This window comes from Andreprevotia chitinilytica DSM 18519 (genome assembly GCF_000711875.1).
Lineage (GTDB): Bacteria > Pseudomonadota > Gammaproteobacteria > Burkholderiales > Chitinibacteraceae > Andreprevotia > Andreprevotia chitinilytica.
In genome coordinates this window covers 71,509-91,921 of sequence record NZ_JONM01000013.1, presented here as the reverse complement: position 1 = coordinate 91,921, position 20,413 = coordinate 71,509, and the positions used below count along the sequence as shown (strand labels likewise).

The 20,413-nt window shown below is 61.1% G+C and carries 17 protein-coding genes; 8 read left to right on the top strand and 9 right to left on the bottom strand.

The features are described 5' to 3' along the window. Nucleotides 1-15: 15 nt before the first annotated feature. From dapF to lptF, 4 genes are all read right to left on the bottom strand, one after another. Complete coding sequence (gene dapF / locus BR41_RS16065) at nt 16-846, bottom strand: diaminopimelate epimerase (protein ID WP_035058892.1); 831 nt, start codon at nt 844-846, stop codon at nt 16-18. An 81-nt stretch (nt 847-927) separates the two neighbouring features. Then, entirely contained in the window at nt 928-1,941 is a 1,014-nt protein-coding gene (gene galE / locus BR41_RS16060; protein ID WP_035058889.1) for a UDP-glucose 4-epimerase GalE, read from the bottom strand. Nucleotides 1,942-2,063: 122 nt separating this feature from the next. Further along, entirely contained in the window at nt 2,064-3,143 is a 1,080-nt protein-coding gene (lptG, locus tag BR41_RS16055) for an LPS export ABC transporter permease LptG (RefSeq protein ID WP_035058886.1), read from the bottom strand. Then, nucleotides 3,143-4,207 carry an LPS export ABC transporter permease LptF gene (lptF, locus tag BR41_RS16050; protein WP_035058883.1) on the bottom strand — a complete coding sequence of 355 codons (1,065 nt, stop codon included), beginning with the start codon at nt 4,205-4,207 and terminating at the stop codon, nt 3,143-3,145. Before lptF ends, lptG begins: the two co-directional genes overlap by 1 nt. 228 nt (nt 4,208-4,435) lie before the next feature. Here lptF and BR41_RS16045 point away from each other — a divergent pair, with 228 nt between their 5' ends. From BR41_RS16045 to BR41_RS16035, 3 genes are read left to right on the top strand one after another with little or no spacing between them, the layout of a single operon-like run. Further along, the gene (locus BR41_RS16045; protein ID WP_035058881.1) at nt 4,436-5,920 is read left to right on the top strand and encodes a leucyl aminopeptidase; all 1,485 of its coding nucleotides are present in this window, start codon (nt 4,436-4,438) and stop codon (nt 5,918-5,920) included. 27 nt (nt 5,921-5,947) lie between these two features. Beyond that, the gene (locus BR41_RS16040) at nt 5,948-6,391 is read left to right on the top strand and encodes a DNA polymerase III subunit chi (protein ID WP_051711154.1); all 444 of its coding nucleotides are present in this window, start codon (nt 5,948-5,950) and stop codon (nt 6,389-6,391) included. Beyond that, on the top strand, nt 6,388-7,584 hold the full coding sequence (locus BR41_RS16035) for a hypothetical protein (protein ID WP_035058878.1): 1,197 nt from the start codon (nt 6,388-6,390) through the stop codon (nt 7,582-7,584). Before BR41_RS16040 ends, BR41_RS16035 begins: the two co-directional genes overlap by 4 nt. Nucleotides 7,585-7,604: 20 nt before the next feature. Here the strand turns inward: BR41_RS16035 and BR41_RS16030 are convergent, their stop codons facing one another. Both BR41_RS16030 and tkt read right to left on the bottom strand, forming a co-directional pair. Then, nucleotides 7,605-8,522, bottom strand: coding sequence for an energy transducer TonB (locus BR41_RS16030; protein ID WP_156970747.1), 918 nt, complete (start codon nt 8,520-8,522; stop codon nt 7,605-7,607). A 40-nt stretch (nt 8,523-8,562) separates the two neighbouring features. Further along, on the bottom strand, nt 8,563-10,563 hold the full coding sequence (gene tkt, locus BR41_RS16025; protein WP_035058872.1) for a transketolase: 2,001 nt from the start codon (nt 10,561-10,563) through the stop codon (nt 8,563-8,565). 283 nt (nt 10,564-10,846) lie between these two features. Here tkt and BR41_RS16020 point away from each other — a divergent pair, with 283 nt between their 5' ends. The 5 genes from BR41_RS16020 (at nt 10,847) to BR41_RS16000 (ending at nt 16,687) form a co-directional block, all read left to right on the top strand. Beyond that, the gene (locus tag BR41_RS16020; protein ID WP_051711152.1) at nt 10,847-12,331 is read left to right on the top strand and encodes an amino acid permease; all 1,485 of its coding nucleotides are present in this window, start codon (nt 10,847-10,849) and stop codon (nt 12,329-12,331) included. Between the two features lie 352 nt (nt 12,332-12,683). Further along, nucleotides 12,684-13,808, top strand: a complete 1,125-nt coding sequence (locus BR41_RS16015; RefSeq protein WP_051711150.1) for an NAD(P)/FAD-dependent oxidoreductase — start codon at nt 12,684-12,686, stop codon at nt 13,806-13,808. A gap of 32 nt (nt 13,809-13,840) precedes the next feature. Continuing rightward, nucleotides 13,841-14,584 carry an acetoacetate decarboxylase gene (locus tag BR41_RS16010; protein WP_035058870.1) on the top strand — a complete coding sequence of 248 codons (744 nt, stop codon included), beginning with the start codon at nt 13,841-13,843 and terminating at the stop codon, nt 14,582-14,584. A 39-nt stretch (nt 14,585-14,623) separates the two neighbouring features. Next, nucleotides 14,624-15,409, top strand: coding sequence for a 3-hydroxybutyrate dehydrogenase (locus tag BR41_RS16005; RefSeq protein ID WP_035058867.1), 786 nt, complete (start codon nt 14,624-14,626; stop codon nt 15,407-15,409). A gap of 120 nt (nt 15,410-15,529) precedes the next feature. Then, nucleotides 15,530-16,687, top strand: a complete 1,158-nt coding sequence (locus BR41_RS16000) for a DUF3734 domain-containing protein (protein ID WP_084187284.1) — start codon at nt 15,530-15,532, stop codon at nt 16,685-16,687. Nucleotides 16,688-16,759: 72 nt separating this feature from the next. Here the strand turns inward: BR41_RS16000 and BR41_RS15995 are convergent, their stop codons facing one another. From BR41_RS15995 to BR41_RS15985, 3 genes are all read right to left on the bottom strand, one after another. Then, nucleotides 16,760-18,472 carry a PHA/PHB synthase family protein gene (locus BR41_RS15995; protein WP_084187282.1) on the bottom strand — a complete coding sequence of 571 codons (1,713 nt, stop codon included), beginning with the start codon at nt 18,470-18,472 and terminating at the stop codon, nt 16,760-16,762. Nucleotides 18,473-18,548: 76 nt separating this feature from the next. After that, nucleotides 18,549-19,241, bottom strand: coding sequence for an N-acetylmuramate alpha-1-phosphate uridylyltransferase MurU (murU, locus tag BR41_RS15990; RefSeq protein ID WP_035058862.1), 693 nt, complete (start codon nt 19,239-19,241; stop codon nt 18,549-18,551). 95 nt (nt 19,242-19,336) lie between these two features. Then, entirely contained in the window at nt 19,337-20,332 is a 996-nt protein-coding gene (locus BR41_RS15985; protein WP_035058859.1) for an aminoglycoside phosphotransferase family protein, read from the bottom strand. Nucleotides 20,333-20,413 lie beyond the last annotated feature (81 nt).

Sequence of the window (20,413 nt, the reverse complement as noted above, 5' to 3'; positions counted from 1 at the left end):
ACCTCATCCAATTAATTAGAGTTGTATTTCGCCACTGAACACAGTTACTGCCGGGCCGGTCATCAACACCGGGGAGCCGCCACCCGCCCAGGAAATCGTCAGATCCCCACCGTGAGTGGTCACGCGCACGCGTTCGTTCAACAGGCCACGGCGAATGCCCGCAACCACTGCGGCACAAGCACCGGTGCCGCAAGCCAACGTCTCGCCCGCACCGCGTTCGTACACGCGCAGCTTGATCGCATCGCGGCTGACAATCTGCATGAAACCGGCATTCACCTTGCGCGGAAAGCGCAGGTGCTTTTCGATCAGCGGGCCAACGCGCAGCACCAGATCAGTCTCGACATCGGCAACTACTTGTACCGCATGCGGATTACCCATCGAGACAACGGAGATATCGAACGTCTCCTCACCGACCTGCAACGGATAGACCAGTGCCTCGGCATCGGCCACGAAGGGGATTTCCGCTGGTGCAAAACGGGGCGCGCCCATATTGACGGTCACTTCGCCGCTGGCTTCCAGCTTAGGGTAGATCACGCCCTGTGCGGTCTCGACCGCGAGTTCGGTCTTGTCGGTCAAGCCTTGATCGCGGACGAACTTGAGGAAACAGCGCGCGCCGTTGCCGCAGTGTTCAACTTCTTCACCGCTGGAATTGAAGATGCGATAGCGGAAATCATGCGCGGCATCCGCCGCCGGTTCGACCAGCAACAGCTGATCGAAACCGATGCCGAAATGGCGGTCACCGAGCTTTTTGACTGTCTCGGTATCCAGCGCCAATGATTCGCGCACGCCGTCGAGCACGATGAAATCGTTGCCCAGGCCATGCATCTTGGTAAAACGAAGCGTCATTTCACTGCCCGTGGATTGCTATTCGCTACAAGGCTAACCGGCCATGCCGCCCGCATCAAGCGGCACGGTCAATCAGCTGCATCAAGCTTCAAAGCCATTGGGATTGCCCGATTGCCAGCGCCAGCTGTCTTCGCACATTTCCTTGAGGCCCTTTTCGGCCTTCCAACCCAGCAATTCGAACGCCTTTTGCGGATTCGCGTAGCAGGCGGCGATATCGCCGGGACGACGCGCAACAATCTGGTACGGCACCGCTTTGCCAGAGGCTGCTTCGAACGCTTTCACCATATCCAATACCGAATAGCCTTGGCCAGTACCGAGGTTGGTCGTGACCAGACCTGGCCGTGTGCGCAGCTTTTCCAGCGCCTTGACGTGGCCGCGAGCCAGATCGACCACGTGGATATAGTCGCGCACGCCAGTGCCGTCCGGCGTCGGGTAGTCGCTGCCGAACACGCTCAGTTGGGCGCGCTTGCCGACGGCCACTTGGGAGACGAACGGCATCAGGTTGTTGGGGATGCCTTGCGGGTCTTCGCCAATCAGGCCGCTGTCATGCGCGCCAACCGGGTTGAAGTAGCGCAGCAGGGCGAGATCCCAGCTGGCATCGGATTTGTAGAGATCACGCAGCATGTCTTCGATCATCAGCTTGCTGCGGCCATACGGATTGGTGGCGGAAAGCGGGAAGTCTTCAGTGATCGGCACGGTATGCGGATCGCCATACACGGTGGCGCTGGATGAGAACACCAACGACTTCACGCCGGCCGCTTGCATGGCTTCCAACAGGCGCACCGTGCCGACGACGTTGTTGTCGTAGTACTCCAGCGGCTTTTGCACCGATTCACCCACCGCCTTCAGGCCAGCGAAGTGGATAACCGATTCGAACGGGTATTTGGCGAACACCGCGTCGAGCGCGGCACGGTCGCGAATATCACCTTCAGCCACCAGCACCGGTTTGCCGGTGATGCGCTCAAGCCGGTTCAGTACTTCTGGCTTGGCATTGTAGAAATTATCGAAGATCACCGGCGTGAAGCCGGCGGCAAGCAATTCGATATAGGTGTGGGAGCCGATATAGCCGGCGCCGCCGGTCAGCAATACGTGCATGAAGGTGAATCCCTTAAGTCGTTAATCCGCTCCCGAACAGGCGGGAACGGGCAAAAGCTGGGGAGTACAAATGATTCAGGCCAGACCGGTCGATAAATCAATCTGCTGATCGCATGGAGAAATCATCTTTTTTCCTGCCGCCACAGCATGACCAGCGCCACGAGCATGAACAAGACGGTCGGAATCGAGACCACCAAAGGCGGCGGCCAGTTTTTCAGCTCGCCCAGGTAAATGACGATGCGGTTCAAGAAGTGGAACGACAATCCGACGATGATGCCGGCAAAGAGCTTCAAACCGGTGCCACTGCTGCGGCGCTGCGTTTGCGAGAACGGCAAGGCGATCACCAGCATGGAAATACAGGCCAGCGGATAAAACAGCTTGCCCCACAGCGCAAGCTCGTAACGGGAGGTCTTCTGCCGATTGCTCGACAGGTGATCGATGTAGCTGTACAGCGCCCGCGCCGACATCTGCGCCGGTTCGACCAACAACACCGCGAGCATCTCTGGCGAGACTTGCGTCTGCCAGGTCGTTTGCGGCATCGCCTGCACCTTGACGCCGCCATCCTGAGCGGCAAAGCGGGTTTCGCGCGCGCCACGCAACTGCCAGTTGCCCTCGTCGATATAGCTGCCTTCGTCCCCTTCCAGCATGCGGGTCAGCGTCAGGCCGTCGCCGAATTCATAAATGCGGATGCCAAGGATGGTCAGGTCCGGCAGCATTTCGGAGATATTGATGATCTGCTTGCCGTCCTTCACCCACACGCCCGAGCGGAACTCACCGACCAGCATCGCCTTGGTCGCGGATAAGCGGTACTGGTTCGCCATGCGTTTGGCGGCGGGTGCGACGTATTCACCCAAAGCCACGGTCAGCGCGCCGTAGACAATGCCAATCCCCAACAACCACAACAGCAAACGCCGGATCGATACGCCGGATGCACGCATCACAGTCAATTCGGACTGACCGGACAACGCCGCCAGCGCGAAGATGCCGCCGATCAACGCGGCTATCGGCATCAATTCATAGCCGTTGGAGGGAATCTGCAGCAGCACGTAGATCAGTGCATCGATCAGCCGATAACCACCCTTGCCTAGCGACGACAGCTCGGTGATCAAATCGAAAAACGTATACAGACCCAACAGCCCCGCCAGCGTGAACAACACGTAGAGGGTGACTTCGCGGAACAGGTAGCGCGCGAGCAGGCTCATCAACCCATCCTCAACCGGCTACGCCAGACGAAGAGCCCGGCAGTCACGCTGGCCGCGATCAGATGCAAGGGCCACATGCCCAGCCAGACCGGCACGCGGCCGTCGGCAATCCAGGCTTGGTTGATGTTGATGCAGTTGTAGTAGAGGAAGTACAAAACGATCGCAAACAAGAGATTGAAGGCGCGGCCACCGCGGGGGTTGAAGAAGGCCAGCGGAATCGCGGCGAGGGCCAGAATCAATGCCGAGACCGGCAAGGCTACGCGCCATGCCAGCTCCGCCTGCTGTTCCAGATCCTTGCTGCCCAGCAACGCCAATGACGCCATCGCTTGCGTGCCGGGGCTGGATACCGGCCGGTCAGTGGTATCGACTCGTAGCTGCGCGCGCTCGAAACGGAGCGTCTCGAAATCGCGCTGACCGGGCACGCCCTTGTAAGAGCGGCCGTGGCCCAGCCAAAGCCAACGCGTGCCGTCGCTATCCAGAAACAGCCCACCGCGCTCGGCCAGAATCACCGAGATTTCCCGGTCTTTCTTCAATTGCACGAAGACGTTCTGGCCGCTCTTGGCATCGCCAGAGAAATTCTCGACGAAATAAACACGATCCGCCCCGGCCGACTCACGGAACACGCCCGGTGCCACCTGCGTGGTTTCCTGGCGTGCCATCGATTTGTCGCGAAACTCCTGACCGCGCCCCAAAGCCCAAGGCCAGCCGAACAAGGACAACACGGCGATCAGCACCACGATCGGCAGCACGAACTCCAGCACCGGCCGGATGAAATTCTTGATGGAACGGCCGCTGGCGAACCAGATCACCATTTCATGATCGCGCCACAGCCGGGTGAGCACGGCGAGCACACTGATGAACAACATCAGCGACATCAACACCGGCAGATAGCGGATGGCGGCAAAACCCATCATGGCCCAGACCGCACTGGACGCAAGTGCACCCACCGATGCCTCACCCAGCAAACGGACGATCTGGGTGGTGAGCACGAGCAGGAGCAGCACGGCGAAGACGGCGAGCGCCATCCACGACAGCTCCTGAATCAGGCTTTTGCGAAACAGCATAGGAAAAATCGGGTCGGGGGCACGGTTTGACGGAACAAGGGGGCTAGGAAATAATCGGGCGATCGATATCCAAATCTTAATAATCCAAATATCAAACCGGATGAATGCGGCCTTGCAGCCGTGTTTTCAATTCTTCCGCTCACACAATCGGCACATTCAAGCGGCACATGCTCCCGACACCCTGGGAAACATGCTCAGTTCGCCACCCGCGCCAGCACGGAGACCGCCATGGAATTTAGCATAAATCTCACTTCCCCCGAAAAAGCCCAAGCCGATTGCCTCGTGCTTCCCATCGCCGGAAAGAAGCTGCCGACGGCGCTCGCCAAGCTCGACGAAGCCGGCCAGGGCTGGATCTCCGCGCTGCTCGCCTCGGGCGAACTGGCCGAAAAATCGGGCAGCACGCTCGCCACGCACCTGCCGATCGGTAATAAGCCGCAAAAAATCGTGCTGGTTCAGGTCGACAAAGACGTGAATGCCGCCGCCAGCCGCAAGTTGGCCGATACCATCGCCAAGGTGCTGGTCGGCGGCAAATCGATCAGCGCGGCGGTATGGCTGGGCGGGATCAGGGGGGTCGATGCCGGTGCGCTCACCCACGCCATCACCCAATCCATCGTTGCCGAGTCCTACCGCTTTACCGCCTTCAAATCCGAACCCGATCCGGCGCCGCTGCTGGCGCAGATTGCCTACATAGTCGCAAAAAAATCTGATGTGGATACTGCCGAAGCCGGCCTCGCTCGCGGTCTGGCTGTGGGCCACGGCGTGAATTTCGCCCGTGAGCTTGGCAACCTGCCGGGCAACGCCTGCACCCCGACTTATCTCGCCGACGAAGCCGTCAAGCTCGCCCGCCACTACGGCATCAAGGCCGACGTGCTCGAAGCCGCCGATATGGAAAAACTCGGCATGGGCTCCTTGCTATCCGTCGCCAAGGGCTCGGTGCAACCGCCCAAGCTGATCACGCTGGAATACCGCGGCGGTGCCAAGAGCGCCAAGCCGATCGCGTTGGTCGGCAAGGGCATCACCTTCGACTCCGGCGGTATTTCGCTCAAGCCGGGCGAAGGCATGGATGAAATGAAGTACGACATGGGCGGCGCTGCTGCTGTGCTGGGTACTTTCCGCGCCTTGGCTGAACTCGGCCTGCCGATCAACGTCGTCGGCGTGATCCCGACTTGCGAGAACATGCCGGCCGGCAACGCCAGCAAACCGGGTGACGTGGTCAAGTCGATGTCCGGCCAGACCATTGAAATCCTCAACACCGACGCCGAAGGCCGGCTGATCCTGTGCGATGCACTCACCTACACCGCCAAGTTCGAGCCGGAAGTGGTGATCGATCTGGCCACGCTCACCGGCGCGTGCATCATCGCCCTCGGCCACGTGGCATCGGGCCTGTATGCCAACAATGACGCGCTTGCCGATGAGCTGCTCGCCGCTGCCGACGAATCGGGCGACAAGGCATGGCGCATGCCGCTGTGGGACGACTATCAGGAACAGTTGAAATCCAACTTTGCCGACGTCGCCAATATCGGAGGCCGTCCGGCTGGTTCAGTGACAGCAGCGTGCTTCCTGGCCCGCTTCACCAAGGACTACACCTGGGCGCATCTGGATATCGCCGGCACCGCCTGGAAATCCGGCGCAGCCAAGGGCGCAACCGGCCGGCCGGTGCCGCTGCTGGTCGAATACCTCGCCCAGCGCGCCGCCAAGAAAGCGAAGAAGTAAATTCCTACACGCCCAACCGACCCCACAATGGAAGTCACCTTCTACTTCAACGTGAGAAACCGCGAACAAGCGCTGTGCCAGCTGGTTGGCAAGGCGGTTGCGCGCGGCCTCACCTTGAATGTGCTGGCTGGCAGTGAAGCCGCGGCAATGGCGCTGGACCGCCTGCTGTGGGAGCAGCCGCAAATCGGCTTTCTGCCGCATTGCGCGGCGGATGCCGATATTGCGCCGGCGACGCCCGTTGTGGTCGATTACCGCAGCAACAAGCTCACCATCCGCAATGCGCTGTTCAACTGGACGGACGGCATTCCGCCAGACTTCCAGCAATACGAGCGCGTGATCGAAATCGTTGAACAGGACGACGCCCAGCGCACCGCCGCACGCGAGCGTTGGCGGGCCTATCAGGCGCACGGCATCACGCCCGTCGCCGTGGATATGCTCAAGCTCGGCCAAACAACGGGAGGTGCCGCTTGACCAAGCCAGACAACGACGACAGCGTCAGCCCGCTATTCAACAAGATGGATGCGCTGATGGCGCGCCATCGCGGCACGCCCCCTGCCGGTCAGGTGATTCCGGTGTTGACCGACGAAGCGGACGATCACCTCGACCTCGCCCCGTTGCCGCATCACGCGCCCGTGCCCGAAGAGGCCATTCCGGTACTGACCGAGACGGTCGAACCGGGCGCCCTGATGTTCGACCCGAACGACTTTTTCAAACCGCCGCCCCCGGCACCGGCCTACTACGAACCGCCACGCCCGGTGCCAGTTGCGCCCGCTAAAGCCGAATTCCTCGACCTGCCGCTGCTCGATCTCGATGCGCTGGCAGTACAGCCCACCTCCAGCCCGCTCGATGACTGGAGCCTGTTCGACGATTCGGCGGCCGAGGCAGAACATCATCCCGCCGTAGCAAGCCCAGCCGCTGTCGCTGCGCCCATTGAATATTCGGCTTTATCCACCGATGAAGCAGTTACGACCCAGGCCAGCGACGAACTTGAACTTGAGGTAGAGGCAGACGTCGCGACACCGGCCGCGCCAGAACTGCTGGCGCTGGCAGCGGAACCGGTTACGCCAGAGCCGATCGCCGAGCCACCTGTTGAGGTCGAGCTTCAGCTGGAAGCAGCACCGGTAGCCGAAGCGCTCTCCGCGAACGAAGAGCCAGACGAAGAACTGACGATCACTTTCGAAGATGAACCACTCGAACGTGGTGAAGCAATCCGGGAAGAAACGCCACGCAGGGCGAACTTGATTGAGGCATCGCCAGCCCCGGTACCCGTGGATGAGATCGGCAACGAGTCGACTTTGGATATCTCATTTGCCAGTGACGAAGGGTGGGATCTGCGTCTGGATGCCGAGCCGGATACCCCGGAAGTACTAGCAGAAGTACTTCAAGAGCCGGCACATAGCGCTTCGCCTGTCGAGGCGCCCCATCTCGACGACCAAGCGGTAGAAGCACTCACCGCATCGGTAGGCGCGCACTTGGCAGTCGAAATCGCCAGCGAAATCGAACAGCTCACCCGCCAGCATTTCACCGCCCTCGTCAGCACGCTCTACGGCGACACGCTACGCAAGCTGACTGCCGAAATCGCCCAAGAGCTGGATGCCCGACTTGCGCCACGGATTGAACAACTGGTGCGAGACGAGCTGCGGCGGCAGAAGCTGCTCAAATAATCCGCCCTGGGTAAACCGACTTATTCCTCTTCCAGGCGGAAGATGACGGGGACGTTCACAAACGTGGCAATCGGCTTGCCCTGATGCAGGCCAGGCGCAAAGCGCCAGCGCGTCAGCACCGTTTGACGGGCAGTATCGTCGAGCCGCGTATAGCCGCTCGAGCGCTCAATCGACACGCCGTTTACTTTCCCGTCCGCACCAACATCAATCCGCAGGGACACGCTGCCATGCTCGCCACGTGTACGTGATGCGTTCGACATCGCTGGCTTGGGGCCAGCCAACAAACGGGGCACGCCATCCGGCACTGTTCCGGAATCCGTGGCCGCGGCACCAACATTCTCGCCCTTTGCCGGGGCAGCACTCCCAACTACGCCATTGCCGGCAGCACCAGCGGTCGATGGTGCTGCCGTTTGCGCATTTGCAATAGCGGCGCCTGCGACCGCTGGCTCAGCAGAAGTCGTCGCAGGTGCTGCAGATTCCTTGGCAGGTTTCGGATCAGCCGACGCGGCAACATGGTTATCGGAACGGGTATCGCTGTGCGCGACAGCTTCTATTTTGGCCGGAGGAGCCGGCACTGGCTTAGTGACAACGGGTTTTGCAGCGGGAAGTGGCTTTTTCTCAGGCGCTGATTTCTTTTCCGGCGCAGGTGCGGCCGTTTTAGTCACGCCTATTTCGGCCGCAGCGGCGGACGGATGCTCCGGCAGCGAGAGGGTAACGCGCAAGGGCGGTGGTTCGATCGGAACCGGGTTCGCGGCAAATGGCTTTGCCAAGAGTGCGAAGCCATGCAGCAATAAGGAAAAAACCACAGCCAGCCGCACTGCCTTGTGCGCAGTGAGCCAGGGTGCGGCGAGCCGGGGGCTGGTGATGGTACTCATGACGGCTCCTTGGAGACGCTCAGGAATAAAAAAACGGGCATCTTCAGGATGCCCGTTTTCCACCAACTTGACGCTGTCATACTTCCCAAACTGGCCGCACTAATTACCGCACCAATGCACGTGCCTTGGCAGTGACATTGTCGACGGTAAAGCCGAACAGCTTGAACAGCTCACCAGCCGGTGCGGATTCGCCGAAGGTATCCAGACCGACCACATCGCCTTCCAGGCCAACGTACTTGCGCCAGAAGTCGGTGATGCCCGCTTCGACGGCGAGGCGCGGCACACCAGCCGGCAACACGGAAGCCTTGTAGGCGGCATCCTGCTTGTCGAACACATTGGTGGACGGCATCGACACCACGCGAGCGGCAATCCCTTCGGCAGCCAGCGCTTCGGCAGCCTTCACCACCAGATCCAGCTCGGAACCGGTCGCCATCAACACCACTTTCGGGTTGGCCGCGTCGCGCAGCACGTAACCACCCTTCTTGATGTTGGCGATCTGTTCCGGCGTGCGGGTCTGGAATTGCAGGTTCTGACGGCTGAAGATCAGCGTGGACGGCGTCTTCTTCTGCTCGATCGCATCGGCCCAGGCCACCATGGTTTCAACGGTATCGCCCGGACGCCACACGTTCATGTTCGGGATGTAGCGCAGCGTAGCGGTTTGCTCGACGGCTTGGTGCGTCGGGCCGTCTTCGCCCAGACCGATCGAGTCGTGGGTGAATACGAACAGCGTCGGGATCTTCATCAGCGCAGCCATGCGCAACGCGTTGCGGGCGTATTCGCTGAACATCAGGAAGGTCGCGCCATACGGACGCCAGCCGCCATGCAACTGCGCACCGTTCATGATCGCGCTCATGCCGAATTCACGCACGCCGTAGCTGATGTGATTGCCGACGAGTTCGGTGCCTTCACGCTTGAATGGGGTGCTGCCCTTCCAGTTGGTGAATACGGAACCGGTCAAGTCGGCCGAGCCGCCGAGCATTTCCGGCAGATGCGGCACATAGGCGTTCAGCGCGTTCTGGCTGGCCTTGCGGGTCGCGATGGTTTCGGCCTTGCTGTTGGTCTCGGCCACGGCGTCGGCAACGATCTTGCTCCAAGCGGCCGGCAGGTCACCGGCGTTGCGGCGTGTGAATTCAGCGGCCAGTTCCGGGTGAGCGGCGGCGTATTCCTTGAACAGATGGCTCCAATCGCCTTCCCACTTCGCGCCAGCGACTTTCTTATCCCAACCGGCATAGACGTCGGCCGGGATTTCGAATGCCGGGTACGGCCAGCCGATGGCGGCGCGGGTGGCTTCGATTTCAGCGGCACCCAACGGCGAGCCGTGGCTGTCGTGGCTATCGGCCTTATTCGGGCTGCCCTTGCCGATGATGGTCTTGCAGCAGATCAGCGTCGGGCGATCAGTGATGGTCTTGGCTTCGGCAATGGCTTTCGACACCGCTTCAACATTGTGGCCATCGATCGGGCGGATCACGTGCCAGCCGTAGGCTTCGAAACGGCCCGGTGTGTCGTCGGTGAACCAGGGCTCGACGTGGCCATCGATCGAGATGCCGTTGTCGTCCCAGAACGCGATCAGCTTGTTCAGGCCCCAGGTGCCGGCCAGTGCGCACGCTTCGTGGGAGATGCCTTCCATCAGGCAACCGTCGCCAAGGAAGCAGTAGGTGTAATGGTCGACGATGTCGAAACCCGGCTGGTTGAATTCGCGCGCCAGCAGTTTTTCGGCGAGGGCGAAGCCAACCGCGTTGGCGATGCCTTGGCCGAGCGGGCCGGTGGTGGTTTCAATGCCAGGCGCGTAGCCGTATTCCGGGTGGCCCGGCGTCTTGCTGTGCAGTTGACGGAAATTCTTGATGTCGTCGATGGAGACGTCGTAGCCGGTCAGGTGCAGGAGCGCATATTGCAGCATCGAGCCATGACCGTTAGAGAGGATGAAGCGATCGCGGTTGGGCCAGTGCGGGTTTTGCGGGTTGTGCCGGAACGGGCCCTCGCCCCACAGCGCCAGCGCGATCTCGGCCATGCCCATAGGCATGCCGGGGTGGCCGGAGTTGGCTTTCTGGACGGCATCCATCGCAAGAGCGCGGATGGCGTTGGCGAGATCGGTACGCGATGCCATGGGGAATCCTTCTCTAAGAAAATCAAGGAATTGGGAAACAGGGCGGTGCGTCTTTGGCAAGTCCGCACCGATTAAACCCGGAACATTATCCTGAGTCGGCAGGGGCACGACAACAAGGGAAAGTCAGTAAACCGGCTTACGGAATTTCCTGACGCCGCCATCGCAACCATTGGCTTGGGCATCCGCCACCCGGCATTGTGGAAATCCACGCTGTTTGCACTGCCAAGCCTTTGATAGGTTGTGCGGTTTTTCGTCGGCCAGCCATGTCGCTGGCGGAGCCCCCATGCAAGCACATCCAGATTCCCCAGGCGAGGCCGCATCCGGCCTGCACCGCAGCCTGAAAGCCCGCCACCTGACCATGATCGCCATTGGCGGCTCGATCGGCACCGGCCTGTTCGTCGCCTCCGGTGCGACCGTCTCACAAGCCGGCCCCGGCGGCGCGTTGGCGGCCTATGTACTGATCGGGTTGATGGTGTACTTCCTGATGACCAGCCTGGGCGAACTCGCCGCCTATATGCCGGTGGCCGGCTCGTTTTCGACCTACGGCGCAAAGTATGTCGATGAAGGCTTCGGCTTCGCGCTGGGCTGGAACTATTGGTACAACTGGGCGGTGACCATCGCGGTCGAACTCGCCGCCGCGCAACTGGTGATGCGCTACTGGTTCCCAGACGTACCGGGCGTGTATTGGAGCGCCCTCTTCCTCGGCCTGATGTTCCTGCTCAACTGGATTTCCGTAAAAGGCTTTGGCGAGGCGGAATACTGGTTCGCGCTGATCAAGGTCGTGACCGTGATCATCTTCATCGCCGTTGGCCTCGCTATGATCTTCGGCATCCTCAAGGGCGGTGCGCAGCAAAGCTGGAGCAATTTCACCGTGGGCGATGCGCCCTTTGTCGGCGGCTTGCCGGCCATGATTGGCGTGGCGATGATCGCTGGCTTCTCTTTCCAGGGCACCGAGCTGATCGGCGTTGCAGCTGGCGAATCGGAAAACCCGCACGAGACCATTCCACGGGCCGTGAAGCAGGTGTTCTGGCGCATCTTGCTGTTCTACGTGCTGGCGATCTTCCTGATCGGCGTGCTGATTCCCTATACCGACCCGAGCCTGCTGAAGACGGACGTGGGTGATATCGGTGTCTCGCCATTCACGCTGGTGTTCCGCCATGCCGGCTTGGCGTTTGCCGCCGGCTTGATGAACGCGGTCATCCTCACCGCTGTGCTGTCGGCCGGCAACTCCGGCATGTATGCGTCGACACGGATGCTCTACAACCTCGCCACCGAAGGCCGCGCGCCCAAGTGCTTTGCCCAATTGTCGAAATCCGGCGTGCCGCGCAATGCCTTGTATATCACCACCGCCGTCGGCGCTTTGTGCTTCCTCACTTCCTTGTTTGGCAACCAGACGGTTTACCTCTGGCTGCTCAACACCTCAGGCATGACGGGTTTTATCGCCTGGCTTGGCATCGCGATCAGCCATTACCGCTTCCGCAAGGGCTTTATCGCGCAGGGGCATTCGCTGGACGAACTGCCCTACAAATCGAAGTTCTTCCCCTTCGGGCCGATCTTTGCATTTGTACTTTGCCTCGTAATCACGCTCGGCCAGAACTACCAAGCCTTCCTGGCCAACAGGATTGACTGGGTGGGGGTGGCGGCAACATACATCGGCATTCCACTGTTTGCGGCGCTGTGGTTCGGTTATCGCTGGAAACACAAGAGCCGGATCGTGCCTTATGCAGAGATGGATTTTCCGCACGAGACAGCAGTCGATCGCCGCTAATGGCGGCACTCAAAAACCAAGGGATTTCGCGCCTCTGACAGAGATATATCTCATGACAACTCTCTTGCATTCGCCGCTACACTTGTCCAACAAGTAATTACAGAACAAGTAACAAAATAGAAAGAGGATGGCGGAACTACGATGCCTCACATGATCGACATGTGAGGCATCGTCATGAACGCATCCGTAACAAAGGCCGCCCGGCCTTCCCGGCCACGCATCGTCGTAGTGGGTGGCGGCGCAGGCGGGCTGGAGCTGGTCAGCCGCCTGGGCCGCACGCTCGGACGCAGCAAACGCGCAGACATCATCCTGGTGGAGCGCCGCGCCAGCCACATCTGGAAGCCGCTACTGCATGAAGTCGCCACGGGGCTATTGGTGGACGACGGCATCAACTACGCGGCGCACAGCCAGACCCGTCATTATCGCTACGAGCCCGGCGCCGTCACCGGCCTCGATCGCGCCAATCGCACCCTCACTCTCGGGCCCGGACGGCAGCATCGTCTGCAGCGAGCGCACCGTTCCCTACGATCTACTCGTCCTCGCCCTCGGCAGCATCACCAACGACTTCGGTACGCCCGGCGTAGCGCAGCATTGCCACACCCTGAACGACGCCGATGGCGCACAAGCCCTCAATCGCACCCTGATCACCCGCGCCATGGCGGTGGAACTTGGCACGCAGGCACGGCTGTCGATTGCGATCGTCGGCGGCGGTGCAACCGGGGTGGAGCTGGCCGCAGAAATCCATCATGTCATCGGTGAGCTGCGCCATTACGGCGCAAAAGTGGTCGGCGAACAGCTGGATATCGCGGTCATCGATGCGGCGGATCGGCTGCTTTCGACCGGCACGGCGGAGATGTCCGCCCGTGCGGCGCAAACGCGGGAACAGCGTGGTGTGCGCGTGATCCTCAACCGGCGCGTCACCGAAGCCCGTGAAGACGTACTGGTGTTCGACAACGGCGACACCCTCGCCGCCGACATCAAGGTCTGGGCCTCCGGCATCAAAGGGGCCAGCGCCTGCATCACCGACGCACTCCCGGCTGGGAAGCGCGGGCAGTTTCCTGCCGATGCCACGCTACGCAGCATCGACGACCCCAACATTTTCTTGCTCGGCGATTGCGCCGGCTGCACCGATGCCAACGGCCACCCCGTGCCATCGACCGCCCAGGCGGCGCGCCAGCAAGCCATCACTCTCGCCGCCTCCATCGGCCTTTTGCTGGTCGGCAAACCACCCTTGCCTTTCGTCTACCGCGATCGCGGCACCTTGGTATCGCTCGGCAAGGCCAAAGCCGTCGGCAGCGTGGCGGCATTCTGGCGGGCCGATCGTGTCCATGCGGTCGATGGCGCAGCCGCCAAGGGCATGTACGCCTCGCTGTACCGTCTGCATCAGGCCGCGGTGCTGGGCTGGCCGCGCACGCTGGCCGTCATCGCCGCCGATACCGTCTCTCGCGCAGCCAAGCCGAGCGTGAAATTTTACTGATCGCCCCTCCCCGCCCAACCAAGGAGCTCCAAATGGATATCGAATCCGTCCGCAAGAACGCGTTTGCCATGCCGCTGACCAGCCCGGCCTACCCGCCCGGCCCGTATCGCTTCGTCAACCGCGAATTCTTCATCATCACCTACCGCACGGACCGCGACCGCTTGCGCGCAGTGGTGCCGGAGCCGCTGCAAGTGCCTGACGATCCACTGGTGAGCTACGAGTTCATCCGCATGCCGGATTCCACCGGCTTTGGCGATTACACCGAGAGTGGTCAGGTGATTCCGGTCACCTTCGGCGGCAAACCCGGCACCTACACGCTGGCGATGTATCTGGATGACCACCCGCCACTGGCGGGCGGGCGCGAGCTATGGGGCTTTCCGAAGAAGCTCGCCAAGCCGGTACTCGCTACGCACAAGGACACACTGGTCGGCACGCTCGATTACGGCCCGGTGCGGGTTGCCACCGGCACGATGGGCTACAAGCACCGGGCACTGGATCTGGCCGAGCAGCAACGCCGGCTGGAGCTGCCCAACTACCTGCTGAAGATCATTCCCCATGTCGACGGCACCGCCCGCATCTGCGAGCTGGCCCGCAACTACATGGTCGACATCACGATGAAAGGCGCGTGGACCGGCCCGGCCTCGCTGGAGCTGGCCCACCACGCGCTCGCCCCGGTGGCCGAGCTGCCAGTGCTGGAAATCGTCGAAGCCCGCCATCTCGTCGCCGACCTGACCCTGGCCCTCGGCGAAGTTGTTTACGACTATCTCGCCAAGTAATCCCCCGCCCGCAACGCACTCACTACAAGGAACAAGAACATGTCTGACCTCAACGGAAAAGTCGCCGTCGTCACTGGCGCGGCCAGCGGCATCGGCAAGCAAATCGCCCTGACCCTCGCCAAGGCCGGTGCAGCCATCGCCATCGTCGATCTGAACGAAGACGGCGCAAAAGCGGTCGCCACCCAGATCAATAACGCGGGTGGCCGCGCCATTGGCGTGCGCATGGACGTCACTGACGAAACGGCCGTCAACAGCGGCATCGATCGCGTCGTCACCGAACTGGGTTCGGTGGACATTCTGGTCTCCAACGCCGGCATCCAGATCGTCAATCCCATCGAGGATTACTCGTTCGCCGACTGGAAAAAGATGCAGGCCATCCATCTGGACGGCGCATTCCTGACCACCCGTGCTGCCTTGCGCCACATGTACCGGGACAACCGTGGCGGCACGGTGATCTACATGGGCTCGGTGCATTCGCACGAGGGCTCGCCGCTCAAATCCGCTTATGTGACGGCCAAGCACGGCCTGATCGGTTTATCCAAAGTGCTGGCCAAGGAAGGCGCTGCGCATAACGTCCGCTCGCACGTGGTCTGCCCCGGCTTCGTGCGCACGCCACTGGTGGAAAAACAGATTCCCGAGCAAGCCCGCGAGCTGGGCATCAGCGAGGAGGAAGTGATCAAGAAAGTGATGCTGGGCGAGACCGTCGATGGCGTGTTCACCACGGTGGAAGACGTGGCCGAGACGGTGCGCTTTCTGGCGACCTTCCCGAGTGCGGCACTGACCGGGCAGTCGTTTGTGGTGAGCCACGGCTGGTACATGCAGTAAATCGCAGCCGTCCCCCCTCCCTCGCCTTGCTCAGCTACTTAGTGAGGGAGGGGAGCTAGTAATCGGAGAAATCAATGTCCAAGCAACCGCACAAGCAGTCCAGCGCCCGCCACCCCACGCATCACGCTCCCTCCATACCAAAACATCGCCCTCGTCCTGCAAGGCGGTGGTGCGCTCGGCGGGTATCAGGCAGGGGTGTTCGAAGGTCTGGAAGAAGCCGGCATTGCGCCGAACTGGATCGCCGGCGTATCCATCGGCGCCCTCAATACCGCCGTCATCGCCGGCAATGCCCCGGAACACCGGCTGGAGCGGCTGCGCGAGTTCTGGCAGACCGTCTGCCAACCCAGCTTTTCACCCTCGCTGCCCGCCGCGTTTGAAGACGCCCTGTTCAACTGCAGTTTTCACATGCGCAAGTGGCTGACCGACTGGCAGACCATGGATGCCTTTGTGCAGGGGCAACGCGGTTTCTTTCAACCGCGCTGGCCCAGCCCGCCGCCCTCGATGCAAGTCGATCCGCTCGATGCCAGTTATTACGACACCTCGCTGCTCAAGACCACGCTGGAGCGCCTGTGCGATTTCGACCGCATCAACGATGGCAGCCTGCGCGTCTCGGTCGGCGCGACCAATGTACGCACCGGCAATCTTGAGTACTTCGACAACACGGAGCGGCGCTTGCGGGCCGAACACTTCATGGCCTCGGGCGCGCTGCCACCGGGTTTCCCACCCGTGCTGATCGATGGCGAGTACTACTGGGATGGCGGCGTGGTTTCCAACACACCGCTGGCCTATGTATTGCAAGCCACGCCACGTTGCGACACCCTGGCTTTTCAGGTTGACCTCTGGAGTGCACAGGGCACGGTGCCGGATACCATGCTGGGCGTCGCCAGCCGGCAGAAGGACTTGCAGTACTCCAGCCGCACCCGTCTGGTCACCGACTGGCTGGAGCGCTCGCAAGGCGCGCGGCGGCTGGTACGGGAGCTGCTGGATAAAGTCCCGGCCGCCGAACGGCAAGCCAATCACTGGTGCCAGTTGGCGGAGCAGCTGGCCTGCAACAAGCGCTACAACGTCATCCATCTGATCTACAGCGCCAAGGCGCATGAAGGACCGGGCAAGGACATCCTGTTCGGGGCGTCTACCCTACGCGATCACTGGGCCAGCGGGCTGGAGGACATCCGCGAATCGCTCTCGCACCGCGATTGGCTGGCGATGCCGGAGAACGACACCGGTTTTATCACACATGACATTCATCGCAAGACCCCGCGCTGCGTGAAGCTGTAATGGCAGGCCGGCATCCCAAAAAAAAAGCCGGCTTCGCGCCGGCTTTTTGTTTGGGTGATGCAGGGCAGCACCTTACTCCAGCACGTACTTGCCCGGCGCATCATCCAGCTTCGGATGCGCGCGGTTGGAGAGCTTCGGCTTCACTTGCTCACCGGACAAGGGCTGCAGCCATTCGGCCCAACTCGGCCACCACGAGCCGGCGACCTTCTGCTGTTTGGTGCGCCAGGCCTGCCCTGTCTCACCGGCTTTGACATCGCCTTGCCAGTAGCTGCGCTTCGAAGTGGGCAGCGGCGGATTGACGATGCCGAGAATGTGCCCTGAGGTAGACAGCGTATAGGTGATCGGCCCGGTGGCGCGTTCGGTCAGCTTCCAGGTCTGCAGCCAGGGCGCAATATGGTCTTCCTCGGTGCCGACCATGAACAGCGGCGTTTTGATCCGGCCCAGATCGATCAGCTCGCCGGCAATCGTCAGCGCATCTTTTTCGATCAGTTTGTTGTGGAAGTAGAACTCGCGCAGGTAATAGCAGTGCATCTTTTCCGGCATGCGCGTGGTGTCGGTGTTCCAGAACAGCACATCGAATGCGGTCGGTTTTTCGCCGAGCAGGTAGTTGCTGATCCAGTAATTCCACACCAGGCTGTTCGGCCGCAGCATGCGGAAGCTGGCCGCCATTTCGCTACCGCCCAGATAGCCTTTCTGCTTGATCACGCGCTCACAGAACGCCAGCCCTTCTTCATCGAGGAAGACTTCGATATCGCCGGGGCGGGAGAAATCGGTGAGTGCGGTCAGCAGCGTGCTGCTGGCGATCTTGGCCGCGTCGCCCCGCTTGGCAAGCCACGCCAGATAAATCGCGACCAGCGTGCCACCGATGCAGTAGCCGGCCAAATTGACCTTGTCGCTACCGGAGACCGACTTGGCGACTTCAACGATGCGGTCGATGCCGTCAGTCACGTAATCATCGAAGCTCACATCGCGCTCATCTTCGCCAGGATTCTTCCAGCTGGTCATGAACACCGAGAAGCCTTGGTCGGTCAGCCATTTGACCATGCTCTTGCGCTCGTCCAGATCAAGCACGTAATACTTGTTGATCCACGGCGAGACGATCACCAGTGGCACGGCATGCACGGTGGGTGTGGTCGCTTCGTAATGGATCACTTCCAGCAATTTGCCGCGATACACGACAGCGCCCGGCGTGGTCGCCAGATTCTCGCCGACCGTAAACGCATCCATATCGGTCATCGAGATATAGCCACGCTCGACATCCTGCGCATAGCTCTCGAAGCCAAGCCAGATACTGTCGCCGTGGGTGGTCAGCGCCTTGGCGATCGCGGTCGGATTCAGCCAGAAGAAATTGGTCGGCGCGACGGCATTGAGCACTTGCCGCAGCCAGAACGCACTGCGACTGCGCTCCTGATCAGGCAGGCCGGGCGTGGCATAGAGGGAGTCTTGCAGCCAGCGGGTATTGAAGAGATACCACTCCTTGATGCCATCCCAATAGGGCGAATCACGCCAGACCGGGTCGGCAAAACGGACATCGTCCGGGTGGGGCGGGAAGAGGTCGTCGTCCGGTTCGCCGTAAAAGCGTTCGACCACCATGTGCTGCCAGCGCTGGGCGTCGTTGAACCAGATCGAGAGCGTGTTGGAGAGCGCATCGGGATGCAGCAACCAGGCGCGTTGCGCTTTCATGGTGGTGGCCACCAGGCCAAAAGGATCAAGCGCCTGGCGCATTTGGTGCTGCAATTCGGCCAGGCGCGATGCTTGTTGCTCAAAGAATTCAGGGGCGTGCATAGCAGCTCTCAGGTATGCCTAGTTAGAATCAGCTTACGTTGCGACGCAGCAAAACTCAATCCCCAAACTCAATTGGCTAAATCAATGTTTTTGCAGCGATTTCGCGCGTTTCAGCCAGGTCGGCCGGTGAGCCGACATTCGCCCACAAGCCATCAAACGTTTCACCGCTGATTCGCCCTTCCCGAGCAAAGCGGGCCAGGATCGGCCCCAGTTTGGCGATGCCGCCCGCGGCGACTTCCGCCACCAGCGCCGGCTGGCAGACCGCCAGATTGGCATAACACAGCTTGGGGGCGTCGTCGGGTGCGATCAGGCCATCCACCAACGCGAAATCACCATTCGGGTGATAGGGCGGGTTCGGCACCATCACGAGATGCGCCAGCCGGCGCGGCGAATGGCGCATCGCCTGCGCCACGGCCACCAGACGGCCCAGATCATAGTCGGTAAAGATATCGCCGCTTAACAGCAGGAACGGCTCCTCACCCAGCAACGGCAGCGCCTTGGCAATCCCGCCGGCTGTTTCCAGCGCCGTCGTTTCCGGCGAATAAGCGATCTTCACGCCATAGGCGGTGCCGTCACCCAGCGCCGCCTCGATCATGTGGCCAAGCCAGGCATGATTGATGACGACGTCGGTCACGCCCGCCGCCGCCAGCCGTTTCAGATGCCAACCAATCAACGGCGTATCGGCCACATCCAGCAACGGCTTCGGGCAGGTGTCAGTCAGCGGTCGCATCCGTTCGCCACGACCGGCGGCAAGAATCATTGCTTTCATTTGTGTGTGAGGAGTGAGATGAGAGATGTGAGGCGTGGAGCGCAGGTGCGAACTTGGTTTTACCCCTCACACCTCACCCTTCACTCCTCACGCTCCTAAAACGTAAATCCGGTTTCGATCTTTTCGCCATTGAGATCGACCAGCAGTCGGCCCAAGGGAGTGAGCTCGCTGTAGCGCTGACAAACGCTTCTTATATAAGCGAACACGCGCGGGATATCGGCGAGGTAGCGATCCTTGCCGTCACGGTGTTTGAGCCGCGCAAACAGGCCGAGCACCTTCAAGTGGCGCTGCAAGCCTTGCCATTCGAACGCGGCGTAAAAGTCGCTGAAGTCCGCATGCACCGGCACACCGGCGGCGCGGGCTTTTTCCCAGTAGCGGATCGCCAGATCGAGCACGAAACCTTCGTCCCAGGCGATATAGGCGTCACGCAATAGCGAGACGAGGTCATAGCTGACCGGGCCGTTGACGGCGTCCTGGAAGTCCAGCACGGCCAGCTCATCGTTCACCACCATCAGATTGCGCGAGTGGTAGTCGCGGTGCATGAACAACGTCGGCTGCATGAGGTTCTTGGTGATGATCAGTGCGAGCGAGCGCTCCCAAAGGGCGAGCTGCTTTTCATCCAGCGGTTTAGCCAGATGCACGTTGATATACCACTCGCGGCCGATTTCCATTTCCCGGCGCTGGAAGGCGGCATCGAACACTGGCAGATGCTCGAACTTGAGTGCCGCCTGCATCTTGACCAGTACGTCAATCGCCTGCAGATACCACGCCTTGGCGGTCTTTTCGTCATTGAGTAGCGGCGTGAGCTCCTGCGTGCCGAGGTCTTCCAGCAACACATAGCCGCGCGCCAGATCCTGCGCATAGGTCGCTGGCACACGGATGCCGGCGGCTTCGAGTTCGGCACGACGGGCCAGGAAAGGTTGCGCATCGAAAGCAGCCGGATCGGCCTGCATGACGAGGTAGCTGCGATCGGGGTAACTGGCGCGCCAGTAGTGGCGCACGCTGGCATCCGAGCCGCCAGCGGACAGCGTTGTCGGCGCGGTGCCCAGGGTGGATTCGAGCCAGGTGGAAATATCTGCGGAAACGTTCATGGGGCGTAGTCGGAAAAACCGGATAGAATCGCCGGATTCTAAACCGGTTGCCCACAGTTCTGTTGGTGTTGGTCATGCCAT

What these genes read in the sequence shown, in the direction of transcription:
- BR41_RS15985 (WP_035058859.1), bottom strand. Translation starts at nt 20,332, where the DNA reads ATGAACGTTTCCGCAGATATTTCCACCTGGCTCGAATCCACCCTGGGC.
- lptF (WP_035058883.1), bottom strand. Translation starts at nt 4,207, where the DNA reads ATGCTGTTTCGCAAAAGCCTGATTCAGGAGCTGTCGTGGATGGCGCTC.
- BR41_RS16010 (WP_035058870.1), top strand. Translation starts at nt 13,841, where the DNA reads ATGGATATCGAATCCGTCCGCAAGAACGCGTTTGCCATGCCGCTGACC.
- galE (WP_035058889.1), bottom strand. Translation starts at nt 1,941, where the DNA reads ATGCACGTATTGCTGACCGGCGGCGCCGGCTATATCGGCTCCCACACC.
- dapF (WP_035058892.1), bottom strand. Translation starts at nt 846, where the DNA reads ATGACGCTTCGTTTTACCAAGATGCATGGCCTGGGCAACGATTTCATC.
- BR41_RS16015 (WP_051711150.1), top strand. Translation starts at nt 12,684, where the DNA reads ATGAAGTCGCCACGGGGCTATTGGTGGACGACGGCATCAACTACGCGG.
- lptG (WP_035058886.1), bottom strand. Translation starts at nt 3,143, where the DNA reads ATGAGCCTGCTCGCGCGCTACCTGTTCCGCGAAGTCACCCTCTACGTG.
- BR41_RS16005 (WP_035058867.1), top strand. Translation starts at nt 14,624, where the DNA reads ATGTCTGACCTCAACGGAAAAGTCGCCGTCGTCACTGGCGCGGCCAGC.
- tkt (WP_035058872.1), bottom strand. Translation starts at nt 10,563, where the DNA reads ATGGCATCGCGTACCGATCTCGCCAACGCCATCCGCGCTCTTGCGATG.
- BR41_RS15995 (WP_084187282.1), bottom strand. Translation starts at nt 18,472, where the DNA reads ATGCACGCCCCTGAATTCTTTGAGCAACAAGCATCGCGCCTGGCCGAA.
- murU (WP_035058862.1), bottom strand. Translation starts at nt 19,241, where the DNA reads ATGAAAGCAATGATTCTTGCCGCCGGTCGTGGCGAACGGATGCGACCG.
- BR41_RS16045 (WP_035058881.1), top strand. Translation starts at nt 4,436, where the DNA reads ATGGAATTTAGCATAAATCTCACTTCCCCCGAAAAAGCCCAAGCCGAT.
- BR41_RS16020 (WP_051711152.1), top strand. Translation starts at nt 10,847, where the DNA reads ATGCAAGCACATCCAGATTCCCCAGGCGAGGCCGCATCCGGCCTGCAC.
- BR41_RS16040 (WP_051711154.1), top strand. Translation starts at nt 5,948, where the DNA reads ATGGAAGTCACCTTCTACTTCAACGTGAGAAACCGCGAACAAGCGCTG.